This is a genomic window from Neptuniibacter sp. QD37_6, from assembly GCF_047778085.1.
In the GTDB taxonomy this organism is placed as follows: domain Bacteria; phylum Pseudomonadota; class Gammaproteobacteria; order Pseudomonadales; family Balneatricaceae; genus Neptuniibacter.
The window spans coordinates 2,201,752-2,213,996 of the sequence record NZ_CP180550.1 but is presented as its reverse complement, the minus strand read 5'-3'; the positions used below and the strand labels follow the sequence as shown (position 1 = coordinate 2,213,996).

At 43.8% G+C, this 12,245-nt stretch carries 10 protein-coding genes; 5 read left to right on the top strand and 5 right to left on the bottom strand.

Annotated elements, in window-relative coordinates; all coding sequences use genetic code 11:
• Positions 1 to 18 precede the first annotated feature (18 nt).
• The 4 genes from ACMXYO_RS10585 to ACMXYO_RS10570 all read left to right on the top strand — a co-directional run bounded on the left by ACMXYO_RS10585 (position 19) and on the right by ACMXYO_RS10570 (position 2,781).
• Positions 19 to 726, top strand: a complete 708-nt coding sequence (locus ACMXYO_RS10585; protein ID WP_415885085.1) for a flagellar brake protein — start codon at positions 19 to 21, stop codon at positions 724 to 726.
• Positions 719 to 1,831 (top strand): ATP-NAD kinase family protein, encoded by a 1,113-nt coding sequence (locus ACMXYO_RS10580; RefSeq protein ID WP_415881613.1) that lies wholly within the window; start codon positions 719 to 721, stop codon positions 1,829 to 1,831. The genes ACMXYO_RS10585 and ACMXYO_RS10580 overlap by 8 nt, the downstream gene beginning before the upstream one ends.
• A gap of 62 nt (positions 1,832 to 1,893) precedes the next feature.
• Positions 1,894 to 2,145 (top strand): hypothetical protein, encoded by a 252-nt coding sequence (locus ACMXYO_RS10575; RefSeq protein ID WP_415881612.1) that lies wholly within the window; start codon positions 1,894 to 1,896, stop codon positions 2,143 to 2,145.
• Positions 2,146 to 2,217: 72 nt separating this feature from the next.
• Entirely contained in the window at positions 2,218 to 2,781 is a 564-nt protein-coding gene (locus ACMXYO_RS10570; protein WP_415885084.1) for a hypothetical protein, read from the top strand.
• A 344-nt stretch (positions 2,782 to 3,125) separates the two neighbouring features.
• Here the strand turns inward: ACMXYO_RS10570 and ACMXYO_RS10565 are convergent, their stop codons facing one another.
• Together ACMXYO_RS10565 and ACMXYO_RS10560 are read right to left on the bottom strand one after the other, a co-directional pair.
• Positions 3,126 to 3,842, bottom strand: coding sequence for a YebC/PmpR family DNA-binding transcriptional regulator (locus ACMXYO_RS10565; RefSeq protein WP_415885083.1), 717 nt, complete (start codon positions 3,840 to 3,842; stop codon positions 3,126 to 3,128).
• 168 nt (positions 3,843 to 4,010) lie between these two features.
• Complete coding sequence (locus ACMXYO_RS10560; RefSeq protein ID WP_415885082.1) at positions 4,011 to 4,220, bottom strand: hypothetical protein; 210 nt, start codon at positions 4,218 to 4,220, stop codon at positions 4,011 to 4,013.
• 240 nt (positions 4,221 to 4,460) lie between these two features.
• Between ACMXYO_RS10560 and ACMXYO_RS10555 the strand changes: the two genes are divergently transcribed.
• Positions 4,461 to 6,392, top strand: coding sequence for an ATP-dependent DNA helicase RecQ (locus ACMXYO_RS10555; protein WP_415885081.1), 1,932 nt, complete (start codon positions 4,461 to 4,463; stop codon positions 6,390 to 6,392).
• A 34-nt stretch (positions 6,393 to 6,426) separates the two neighbouring features.
• Here ACMXYO_RS10555 and ACMXYO_RS10550 read toward each other — a convergent pair whose 3' ends face one another.
• The 3 genes from ACMXYO_RS10550 to ACMXYO_RS10540 all read right to left on the bottom strand — a co-directional run bounded on the left by ACMXYO_RS10550 (position 6,427) and on the right by ACMXYO_RS10540 (position 12,220).
• Positions 6,427 to 8,532 (bottom strand): EAL domain-containing protein, encoded by a 2,106-nt coding sequence (locus tag ACMXYO_RS10550; protein ID WP_415885080.1) that lies wholly within the window; start codon positions 8,530 to 8,532, stop codon positions 6,427 to 6,429.
• A gap of 8 nt (positions 8,533 to 8,540) precedes the next feature.
• Positions 8,541 to 10,097 carry a methyl-accepting chemotaxis protein gene (locus tag ACMXYO_RS10545; protein ID WP_415885079.1) on the bottom strand — a complete coding sequence of 519 codons (1,557 nt, stop codon included), beginning with the start codon at positions 10,095 to 10,097 and terminating at the stop codon, positions 8,541 to 8,543.
• A 350-nt stretch (positions 10,098 to 10,447) separates the two neighbouring features.
• On the bottom strand, positions 10,448 to 12,220 hold the full coding sequence (locus ACMXYO_RS10540; protein WP_415885078.1) for an acyl-CoA dehydrogenase: 1,773 nt from the start codon (positions 12,218 to 12,220) through the stop codon (positions 10,448 to 10,450).
• Positions 12,221 to 12,245 lie beyond the last annotated feature (25 nt).

Below are 12,245 nucleotides of genomic sequence, written 5' to 3'. Positions count from 1 at the left end.
CAGTTATAAGAACCCTGAATGACCGAAGCGTTAGCACAGTTAAAATCCGTTAGAACTCTTGCTGAACTGAACCCTAAAGTGGGGGAAAAGGTTCAGATAGAAACGCGTACTCCCCGTGGGCGTTATTCGGTCCAGCTATTAGGCTATCGAGAAAACGGTAGTATGATGGTTTCAGCACCACGTACCTCGAATTCCATTAACGTGGGTTCGCGAGTTACCGTCCGTTTGATGAGTGGTAACTTTATCTGTGCCTTCAGTGCTAAGTTACTCAAAATACAGACCAGCCCGTTTGCTTATTGGCACCTTGAATATCCAACTGATACTGAAGTTAGGCGCATACGTAGTCACACGCGCGTTCCTGTTAATTTGATGGTGTCGATTGATGAATTTGAGTTGGGTAAAGGGTTTCGATTAGATTGGCCTATCAATGCTTACTGCACTGATATTAGTATCAAAGGTGCCTGTATAGATGCGCCCGTTACACTAGGTAAAAAAGGTGACAAGTTATTTGTTACGACGCGCTTTCAAGTGGCAGGTGCCGATCAGGTCGTGCTCACCCCTGTTGTGATAAGAAGTGTGCAAGCGGCAGAAGATGGTTTGACCAAAGTGGTGAGCCACGGTGTTGAATTTGAAGAGATGGATGATGACACCCACCTCATTCTAGCTGCTTTTGTATACCAGCAATTTTTAATTGAAACCGGTAATTTGGAGATCATAGGTGTTTAAACTCGGTCTTATTATTAACCCTTTAGCAGGAGTTGGCGGCAGTGTCGCGCTTAAGGGAAGTGACGGTGAGGAGACCGCGAAGAAAGCTCTGGAATTAGGTGCTGAACCTAAAGCGGGCTTACGTACCCTCCAGGCTTTGGAAGTACTTCAAGGTTTAGATATCCAAGTTATCACTTATCCTGCTGAAATGGGTGAAGAGGTTGCCGTTAAAGCTGGGTTTGAACCGCAAGTCGTTGGCCAGATCGAATCAGGCAATACTCATGCAGAAGATACCTTAAGAGCTGCCAAAGATCTGGTTGCTGCAGGGGTTGATATCATCCTATTTGCCGGAGGTGACGGTACCGCTCGTAATATCTGCGAATCGATTGCCGGTGAAGTGCCGGTTCTGGGCGTGCCGGCAGGTGTAAAAATTCACTCGGGTGTTTATGCTGTTACGCCCAAAGCCGCGGGTGAAATTGTTGCCATGCTGGTCAAAGGTGAGTTAGTAACTCTAGGTGATCAGGAAGTACGTGATATTGATGAAGAGGCGTTCCGGGAAGGGCGTGTTCGGGCTAAATATTATGGCGAGTTAGTTGTGCCTCAAGAGCACCGTTTTTTACAACACGTAAAAAATGGTGGTAAAGAATCTGAAGAGCTGGTGTTGGATGATATCGCGGCAGATGTGATCGAAAAGATGGATCCTGATTCTTACTATGTTATGGGATCTGGTTCTACGGTAGCTGCAGTGATGGAACAGTTAGGTTTGCCAAATACCTTGTTAGGGGTTGATCTGATTAAAGATAACGAGATCGTTGCTTCAGACTGCACAGCACAACAACTACTGGAGTTAACCGAAGGTGAGCCTTGCGAACTAGTGATTACATTGATCGGTGGTCAAGGGCATATTGTTGGGCGTGGCAATCAGCAGCTGAGCCCCGCATTGCTTAAGCGAATTGGCAAAGAAAATATCAATGTGATTGCTACCAAAACAAAACTGCGTGAACTGGAAGGGCGTCCGCTAATAGTAGACAGCGGTGACCCAGAGTTAAACGCGAAGCTCTCGGGAGTAATTCCAGTTACAACGGGTTATCATGATTCCGTATTGTATCGAGTGGCAGATTACTAAGAGCTTATCTATGCTTTAAAGGCCTGTGTTACAGGTCTTTTTTATATGGGCAGGTGACGGTTGTGGTTAATCACTTATTCAATTTTTTTCTTATGCTGCTTGCGCCAGAATGGATGCGTGATCAAACCCCTGATAAAGATCACTTCTATCGGCGTTTATTCACTGCTAAGCACCGCGCTAAGCGAAATAAAATTAAACTACTCTGGATCTGCGTACTTAGTCTTTGCGTCCTCTTCCCATTTCCTCATGCAATTGCTGCGTTGGTATTGTTGACCACATTTATTACATTCAGTTGGTTGGATGAATCAAACTGACATCGTTCTGTCATAGAGTCTCGGTAAAGTTTCGCCTGATATTTTTTATAAGAACTTATTGAGGCTCACCCCATGAAAAAACTGATCGCAGGCGCTGTTGTTGCAAGCGCAATGATTGCTCTAACTGGTTGCCACACAAATCAGGCGAAGCAGGAAGAAACTAAAGAAGTTGCACAACTAAACAATGATGACCTATACGAAGTTTCTCACGAAGGTCGTCACTATGTGTTTGACGATTTCGCAACTTATCAGTCTTTCCTAACAGTTGGCGAAACTTCTTACCGTAAAGTATTTATTGGTGGTGGTCCTAAAGGCGAAACATTGGTATTCGGTCTAACTGGCGCAGACAAAAAGAAAATGTCTGGTATCGCTAGCATCGACATGTTCAAAGGCGAAATGGCTGGTGCAGAAAGCTTCTACGGCGAAATGCGTGGCGAAGATGGTCGTCTATACGTATTCAGTACTCTTGAAGATATGGAAGACGTGCGTACTGTAGGTGAAGCGCCATATCGTTTTACTCAGATCGCTGCAGGCCCGCAAGGTCAGACGGTTGTATTTGTTCTAAACAAAAACAACAAGAAACAGCAGCCTGTTGCTTTAATGGCTAAATTCAAAGAAATGAACAACATGAAGTAACATTTCTAACAAGAGCGCGTTTATCTTTAAGGAGGTAAGCGGGCTTTTTGTTTAGCGATACAACCTTCCCAAATTGCATTTGAGTTTTACCCTGTTGAAAATTCTATTTAATAAATGGAACTTTCGCTGTTCAGGTTAGTCAATAAATACATCCTGCAAGCTGGGATGATCTTTCGATAAGTCATAGGAAAGTTTGGGTTCTGTAGTTTGAGAAAGGTCATTGTTTAGGCGCTGTTTATGTAAGTAAACGGCGCTTTTTTTATACTCTGTATAAGCTCTCGAACTAGGTAGGGAAATAAAAAAGCCCGCTGAGTAAGCAGGCTTTTTTCAAAACAAACTCGAGATTAGATCTCAGCGTTGTGATAAATGTTCTGAACGTCGTCGAGATCATTCAACATATCGATAAATTTCTCGAACATTGGAAGGTCGTCTGCTGATACAGGCGAGCCGTTGTGAGGTACGAATTGGATCTCATCAACGTCTAAGTCCAGACCTTCAATGTTTTCTTGAAGCGCTTTTTTCGCTTTAAAGTAATCAGTGTGAGGCGCGAAAACAGTAATCTTACCGTCTTCAGCTTCGATATCTGTTACATCTACGTCTTCCATCATCAGTGCTTCGAGTACTGCATCTTCATCATCGCCGTTGAAAACGAAGATCGCACTGTGATCGAACATGTGGCTCACGCTGCCCTGAGAACCAATTTTACATTTGGTTTTGTTAAAGCAATTACGTACATCACCAAAAGTACGGTTAGGGTTGTCTGTCAGGCATTCAACGATAACCATGCAGCCACCAGGACCAAAACCTTCGTAACGAGCTTCAGAGAAATCTTCACCGCCGCCACCTTTCGCTTTATCTAGCGCTTTATCAATTACGTGAGCAGGCACTTGAGCCTTTTTAGCACGTTCGATTAAGCCAGCTAATGCTAGGTTACCTTCGACTTCGATGCCGCCTGCTTTCGCACAAACATAGATTTCACGGCTAAATTTACTGTAAACCTTAGCCTTAGCATCGGATGTTTTTGCCATCGACTCTTTACGGTTTTGATAGGCTCGACCCATTGCGATATTCCATACACTGAGAAAAAAGAAGAAAATTCTACCGTTTCAGAGCCTAACTGAAAACCCGCATTTAGGATGCATGGCTAAGTATTCCGTAAAAAATGCTTTTCAACTTCTGTGAAGGTAAAGAATTGCGTTTTCCTTGATGGCAATGGTATTCGCTGCTGATTAAAGCGTTCTATTGCTTCTATTTTCTGCTTTTCTTGAAAATATCTGATTGATCGCCCCGGATACAATTTCTTTGATGATGGGGTGTTCGTCCTCGAGGTCTGCTAGTTGAGCACAAAACATAGGCTTATCCTTAGCGGATACCCAAGCGGTGAAGTTATCATCTCTAACAAGAGATCTAATGACCGAAGAGTACTTATTAATTTCCATGATTAACTCCATTGCACATTAGTTGTGCTTGTGCAGCATTTTTGCACTTGATTATGTCTAAATGGTTAAAAATTCCTTTAGTTTTTATTGTTTGTTAAAGGTATTGCACTAACCGTGCCATGGAAGAACTGAGGCAGATCAGCCAATACTTTTCATTTTGCGCGATAGCCTTTGTCTCACGTATAGTTCCAACTTACTTCATCAGTTTCGCTAAATGGATTTGGCGCTAAGGAATCTTCTATGGATCTGCAACAATCACTACAACAGTACTTTTCTTTTGATCAATTTAGGGAAGGGCAAGAGCAAACCATTCGTCAGTTACTCAATGGCCAATCCACACTTTCAGTATTTCCAACGGGTGCAGGCAAATCCCTTTGCTATCAGTTTACGGCGATTCATCTACCTAATTTGACCTTGGTTGTATCGCCGTTATTAGCGCTAATGAAAGATCAGTTAGCTTTTTTAAAAGAGAAAGGGATTGCTGCGGCAAGTATAGATTCGACTTTGACGCCTGATGAAAACCGTCAGGTTATGCAGGATATTCGTCAGGGCAAAATTAAGATTTTGATGGTCTCTGTAGAGCGGTTTAAAAATGAACGCTTTCGAGAGTTTATTAGCTTTGTGCCAATCTCGATGTTGGTGGTGGATGAGGCGCATTGTATCTCTGAGTGGGGGCATAACTTCCGCCCTGACTATCTAAAATTGCCGCAGTATTGTCAGCAGCTCAATATCCCAACGGTGTTGTTACTGACAGCTACTGCAACACGTAAAGTTAAAAGAGATATGGCGCAGCGCTTTAATATTGCTGCGGAGCATATAGTTCAGACAGGCTTTTATCGCTCGAATTTGGATTTAACGGTATTGCCGGTTGATGAAGCGGATAAAAAGGCCAAGCTTGCTCAAGTTGTTGCTGCACAAAGCGGCGCAGGTATTGTCTATGTCACTTTGCAACAAACAGCAGAGGAGGTTGCCAATCACCTACAGCAGCAAGGTATAGCTGCTGTTGCCTATCATGCGGGTTTAGATAATGAGCTAAGACATCAGATTCAATCCGATTTTATGGCTGGAAGGATAGGTGTTGTAGTTGCAACCATCGCCTTCGGTATGGGGGTCGATAAGTCCGATGTTCGTTTTGTCATCCATTATGACTTACCAAAATCGATTGAAAACTACAGTCAGGAGATTGGTAGGGGGGGTAGGGATGGTCAGCTGTCTCACTGCATTACTTTGGCAAATTTAGATGGTATTACTACGGTAGAGAACTTCGTATACGGTGATACGCCTGAGCTATCGGGCATCGAATATGTGATCAACAATATTCGGGATGAGGAGAGTAGTCAGCAGTGGGAGATGCAGATATCTCCGTTATCCAGCGCTGCGAATATCCGTCAGCTTCCACTAAAAACCTTGTTGGTTCAGTTAGAGCTTAGAGGTGTTATTCATCCTAAATACTCCTATTTTGCTGATTTTAAATATAAATTTTTGGTCGATCAGCACTTGGTTTTGGAGCGTTTTAAAGATGAACGGCGTCAGTTTATCGAAGCTATTTTCCAACATACCCAGTTTAAAAAAGTATGGGGGAATTTAGATTTTGAAAGCCTTTATCAGCATTATGGTTGTGATCGGCAGCGGGTTGTTTCGGCGATGGAGTACTTGCAAGAGCAGCAATTGATTGTGCTTGAAACCAAGAAGATTACCGAGGTCTTTGCAGTCGATACCAATAAACTTGCTGAACCTCAATTGGCTCAATCACTTGCTAATTACTTTAGCGAGAAAGAGGAGAAGGAAGTTCGGCGAATCGCTCAGTTAATTCGCTTTTTTGAATTGGATCGATGTTTAACTTCAAATTTAGCGCGCTATTTTGATGATCAACATGCGCCTGCACAGTGTGGCCATTGCTCGGCCTGTCGTGGTGAACCTGCAGCCTTAAGTTATTCTGCTGTTCCTGAACTACCAAGTGAAGCAGAGCTAATTGGCTTTTTAGACGAATTAAGTCAGTTGTTCAAAAGTAAAAGCATTCGCCTAACTGTAGGCGTAGCCTGCCGTTATCTAATGGGGATCAGTGTGCCAGTGCTTACACGTGTAAAAGCAAGGCAGCTATCAGGTTTTGGTTCTTGTGAACGTGTCCGCTTTTCTGAAGTGAAGCAGAAGGTTACAGGGTTATTAGTCTAGAGCGAACCTAGTATAGGCCTGTACTGAGCTGGCATTAGCTGTTTTTACGAGCGAAGCTCTGCTGCTGCAGCGTTTCTGGCGTTAAAGGTTTAGAAAGAAGGAAACCTTGGTAGTTCTGGCAGCCTTTGTTCTGAAGGTATGCTAGTTGGTTTTGGGTTTCGATACCTTCGGCAACGATCTGTAGATCTAGATTATGTGCTAGTTGAATTATCGAATCGAGAACGCGCATATCAGAGTCCGTCCCGATGTCGTTAATAAAACTACGGTCAATCTTCAGAATGCTGGCAGGGAACTGATTCAAGTAAGCAAGAGAGGAGTAGCCGGTCCCAAAATCGTCAATTGCGATACTGAACCCTGCTTTTGATAGTTCTTCAAGAATAGATATCCCTGTCTCCATCTGTTCCATCAGTACGGATTCAGTGACTTCTAGAATCAGTTGATCGTGCTGCAGGTTATATTGCTTGCAAGCATGCTTAATTCTATCGGCTAAATTGTAATCGCTGAGTTGGTAACCGGAGAGGTTAATGGCTACTGGGAAGGTTTTAATCCCCATCTCTTGCCAGACACCGAGCTGTCGGCAGGCTTCGTTGATAACCCATTCGCCAATCTCTCGGATTAAGCCCGTTTCCTCTGCAAGGGGGATAAAGCGTGCAGGTGAAATTGGTCCCAGTTCTGAATGGGTCCAACGTAACAGGGCTTCTACTTTCTCGAGTTGTGTTTGTTGGTTAAAGATAGGCTGATAAACAAGAGATAGCCCATCACTGCTGATGGCATTCCGCAATTGGGCTTCTATTTTTAAGTTTTCGACAGATGCTTTTTTGAGTGCGGGGGTATATACCGCTATGGCCCCTTGTTTTATATCTTTCTTCGAATTGAGCGCCATAGTTGCTGCATTAGTAACTTCAGCTAAATTATTGCCGTGCTCTGGTGCGGAAGCTAAACCAATATGAGCAGAGATGGATACCTCAGTACCGTCGATGCAGAAAGGGGTGCTGATAACCTGTTTAATCTCATGCAATAGCATGTTTACGTATAGAGAACTGCTACTGCAAAGAATGGCAATTTCATCATTACCAATTTGGGCAAGATAGTCTTTATCTGAACAGGTCTGCGCTATTCTGGTAATTACGTCTTCAACCAGCTTCTCAGCAACCTCTGCTCCGTATGTATTACGAATTGTATTGAAGCGTTGTATGTCGAGAACAATAACCTTGGCGCAACCTTCATTATTCATTAGCAATTCAAACTCGACTTCGAGCTGTTTAATTCGCGGGATTAGCTTAACTGAGGAGCTACTGCCTAGACTATCAATACTATAAATTTGCGATAGATCGGAGAGGGTACCAAGGTAATGGGTGACAATGCCGTCATTGTCAGTTATTTCACTGATTGTTAAATGCTGTAAATACTCATTTCCCTCTTTATTGACGTTCCATAAAGCACCCGACCATAAACCTGTGCGGGATATCTCTTTCCACATGGATTCATAAATACGCTTGTTATTATTCGAGCCTAGATTGGAGATATGACGGCCAACAATATCTGGGTTTGAATAACCTGTTATTTTCTCGAATTGATGATTGATTTCATCGATATTTAGATTGACGTCTGTAATAACAGCACCGGTTGAAAGCTGGTTGATGTTCTCTTTAATTTTACGATAACGATCATGTTTTTTAATCGCTTTTGTTTTTAGTAAGCGGATTAAATAGCGGCTTTCATTGCTGGGAGTGCAATGGATAGTGATATCTGAATTAGGATCACAGTTTTGATGTGTCAAACTAAATACACGGTTCTTTTCGAAACCTCGTTTTAATCCTGCATGCAGCTCTTCAGGGAGGTGGTGGAAGATATTTTTTAATCTATGTGGTTGTGTCAGAGGAGAAAGATTAAAGAACTCCTTTGCCAAACTATTCATACCCATGATTGCCTCTTCAGTACAGAGAAGAGTCGGGACGGATTCGTTATTTAGGAGTTCTTCCAGATCTGACGATATTTTAGAAATTAATCCCCGAGAGCGACTAAGCCTCAACTCATACCATAGAGGTATGAGTAATAGGGCCAGAATCAAAGCTGCAACCAGCAAGGCTACATGATTGATGGCTAGTGGAGACAGTCTAGTGGCTAATTCGACATGCATGACAGCACCTAGGCAGTGAATGTCTTCATCAGAGAGTTAAGGTCTTTAACCAGTACTTTAAGGCTGTCACAAGCGTGGTTTGTCTTATCTGCTGCATCCATATTTGAGCTGGCCACATTTCTAATGCTCAAAATGCTAGTGTTGATTTCATCTGAAACGGCACTTTGTTGCTCCGATGCGCTTGCAACTTGTAGGCACCGATCCGAAACCTCTGTCATTGCATTAGAAACCTGATCAAATGATAGGCTTGCTTCTTTTGCTAATTCAATGCCTTTGTGTGCTTGACCTGAACAGCGCTCCATTGCATTAGCTGTTTTTTCAACCTGCTTTTGGATTGTATCGATGGTATTTCGAATTTCGCTGGTGGAGGATTGTGTTCGTTGAGCAAGGGTTCTCACTTCATCTGCTACTACTGCAAATCCACGTCCTTGTTCTCCTGCTCGAGCTGCTTCTATCGCAGCATTTAGGGCAAGTAGATTGGTTTGTTCTGCGATCTCATTGATTATATTGATAATCTGTTCAATCGAATTGGCTTGGTGTTTAAGTTCGTCAGAAGAAGTAGAGGCCGCTTGTACATCGCTTACCAGCTCTGAAATACCTTCTAACATGACACTGATATTATTTTTGCCTTGCTCGGCCAGATCAGATGCATGTTGAGTAGCTGAAGAAGTTTGCGCCGTGTTATCGGCAATATCATGTGCTGTGGCTGACATTTGAGTGGCTGCACTGGCCAACATGTCGCTTTCAGCATTTTGCTGATGGATACCCGAAGTTGCCTGAGCGACGGCGTCATCGGTTTCATGCATAACCTCATTGAGGGTTTTGATGCTGTCTTCAACGCGACCAACTACCGTTCTTAAGCGGGCCTGCATCATTCGTGTTGCTAGCTCTACTGAGCCTTGCTCATGCATGTTTTCAGCCATTACTAATTGCGCCAGTGGATTGGCATAGATGCCATCCGCAGTTGATGCAATTTCAGAGAGGTGGTGCGTATGGCGATACATCGTAAACATAGCGATCGTAAACACGATGAACATCGCTATGTATTGAAGAAAAGATTCAAAAGGTAAAAGTGTGCAAGCAGCCATGGAAAGGCTAGTAATCGCCGTTGTTGCTAAAATGCGGGAAGCTAGGCTTTTTCCTTTAACGGTTTTGCTAGGGGAGCTATTTAGTTTTGCGTAAACTTTTTCAGCTCGTTCGATCTGGTAACTTGTTGGTCGCGTACGCACGGATTGATAGCCGCTTTTCTCGCCTTTATCGTTGTAGATAGGCATTACATAAGCTTGAACCCAGTAATGATCACCGTTTTTACAGCGGTTCTTAACCATGCCCATCCAAGGCTGATCATTCTTCATATGGTGCCAAAGATCGCCAAAAGCTGCTTTTGGCATATCAGGGTGCCGGACGATATTGTGATGTTGACCAATCAGCTCTTCTTGGGAGTAACCAGCAACTTCACAGAATTCAGGGTTCGCGTAGGTGATAACGCCTTGAGTATCTGTGGTCGAAATTAAGCGAACGTTTTCTGGATAGGTATGTTCTATACCTGTTGTGTTAGTGCTCATGTTCAAGTCTCCAGTTTGCAGTTCCGTTTCTGGAGCGACATGTAATTATTTTTATTGGTCGCGATTAGTGACATTGATTATTTGACCGTATGTTCGGTCGCCACTATTAATACGATTATCTCGGACTTCGATTAAATATATATGACATAAACAATTGTGCGCCGCAACATTTTTTGGTTGTGAATTGTTCAGTTGTTCTCTTCTGATTGTGGTCTTTAAGTGCTAACTATCTGATAGGCTTATACAAAAAAGCCCTCCTAAAAGGAGGGCAAAGAGGCCTTTAAGCCTAAAGGAGCCCAACAGCTCCGGAGTGGTAACACCACCATCGTGAAGAGCGTAAAAACGAGGGTCTAAAGCTGTTCAATATCCAAAGCAAAAGTATGATTTAAGCCAGTCTGCAGGGTTGCAGCATGTTGGCTTACTCTTGGTAGGTAATGGTCAGCAAAGAACAATGCGGTAGAAACTTTAGCGTTAAGGAAATCATCGCCGTAGTCGTTATCCGCGCCTTTTAGCTCTTCAGCTTTGATGGCGCCTTGCGCTAGAAGCCAGCCACCGGTTAGGTAGCCCATCATCATGAGGTTATCGACACTGATATTGCCCATAAGTTGTTTATCGCTGCCTGCATTTTCTAGGATAAATTGACCGGCAGAGGTCGCATCTCGAAGAGCAGTGGTTAGTTTTTTACCAAGCTCTTGTAGGGCTTCTGAATCTGAGTGAAGTAGAAGTTCAGTTGTGGCTTGAACATCGGCTTGCAGTTGCGTTAGCGCAGCGCCTTTATCAAACAGTGTTTTACGACCAATAAGGTCAAGGGCTTGGATTCCTGTAGTACCTTCGTAAATCGGTAAAATACGTGCATCACGGTAATGTTGCGCCGCACCAGTTTCTTCGATGAAACCCATGCCGCCGTGAACCTGGATATTCAGTGATGTTAGCTCTTGTGCCAGTTCAGTCATCCAGCCTTTAACAATAGGCGTGTAAAACTCTACTCGTGATTTGCTGGTTTGATCGCCATGATGTGCGCGGTCGATATCCGCAGCTGCGGTATAGGCAAGAGCGCGCATGGCTTCATTGCCTGATTTCATCGCCATCAACATACGACGTACATCTGGGTGATTGATGATAGCTATTTTGCTGCCATCAGGATTGCTACCTTGGAAGCGTTCTTGGCTGTATTGCAGTGCTTGTTGGTAAGCACGCTCGGAAATAGACAAACCTTGTAAGCCTACCGATTGGCGAGCATGGTTCATCATTGTGAACATGTAGCTCAGGCCTTTGTTTGCTTCACCTACGAGGTAACCGATTGCGCCTTCGTTATCACCAAAGCTCATTACACAGGTTGGGCTGCCATGAATACCCAGTTTGTGCTCTAGGGATACACAGCTTACGTCGTTTAATTCGCCTGGTTGGCCTTGATCATCTAAAAGATATTTAGGCACGATAAACAGGGAGATGCCTTTAACACCGGCAGGTGCATCTGGCAGACGAGCAAGCACTAGATGCACGATATTCGATGTCATCTGGTGATCACCCCAAGTGATAAAGATCTTCTGACCCGTAATTTTGTAGTGATTGCCTTCAGGGATGGCTTTGGAGGCTACCGCTGCCAGATCTGATCCTGCATTGGGTTCAGTTAGGTTCATGGTACCGGTCCACTCACCACTAATCAGTTGTGGTAGGTATTGTGCTTTTAATTCGTCGCTACCATGCGCAATCAGAGCTTCTACAGCGCCTTGGCTGAGCATAGGGCAGAGTGCAAAGCCCATATTGGCCGAATGCCATAGTTCATTTACGGCTGTACCTATGACATTGGGTAGCGCCTGGCCACCAAACTCTTCAGGACCCGTTAGCGTAGCCCAACCATTTTCGACAAACTGCTGATAGGCATCGGAGAAGCCTGCGGTTTCTTGTACTGCACCATCTGCAACTGTAGCGCCGTTTTGGTCGCCTACCCAGTTTAAAGGGGCTAAAACATCAGAGGCTAATTTGCCTGCTTCCTCAACGATAACATTGGCTAGCTCAGAGTTAACTTCGTCTAGGTTTTGTTCACTGCATAGCTGATCTAGATCGATCAGATGGTTTAGTAGAAATCTGGCATCTTGTAGTGGTGGAGTATAAGTGCTCATAAATCTCTCATCTCTTGATTAGAGC

Bases quoted from the DNA above. Each gene is read 5' to 3' on its own strand.
- ACMXYO_RS10570 (WP_415885084.1), top strand. From the start codon at position 2,218: ATGAAAAAACTGATCGCAGGCGCTGTTGTTGCAAGCGCAATGATTGCT.
- ACMXYO_RS10585 (WP_415885085.1), top strand. From the start codon at position 19: ATGACCGAAGCGTTAGCACAGTTAAAATCCGTTAGAACTCTTGCTGAA.
- ACMXYO_RS10545 (WP_415885079.1), bottom strand. From the start codon at position 10,097: ATGAGCACTAACACAACAGGTATAGAACATACCTATCCAGAAAACGTT.
- ACMXYO_RS10540 (WP_415885078.1), bottom strand. From the start codon at position 12,220: ATGAGCACTTATACTCCACCACTACAAGATGCCAGATTTCTACTAAAC.
- ACMXYO_RS10555 (WP_415885081.1), top strand. From the start codon at position 4,461: ATGGATCTGCAACAATCACTACAACAGTACTTTTCTTTTGATCAATTT.
- ACMXYO_RS10565 (WP_415885083.1), bottom strand. From the start codon at position 3,842: ATGGGTCGAGCCTATCAAAACCGTAAAGAGTCGATGGCAAAAACATCC.
- ACMXYO_RS10550 (WP_415885080.1), bottom strand. From the start codon at position 8,532: ATGCATGTCGAATTAGCCACTAGACTGTCTCCACTAGCCATCAATCAT.
- ACMXYO_RS10560 (WP_415885082.1), bottom strand. From the start codon at position 4,220: ATGGAAATTAATAAGTACTCTTCGGTCATTAGATCTCTTGTTAGAGAT.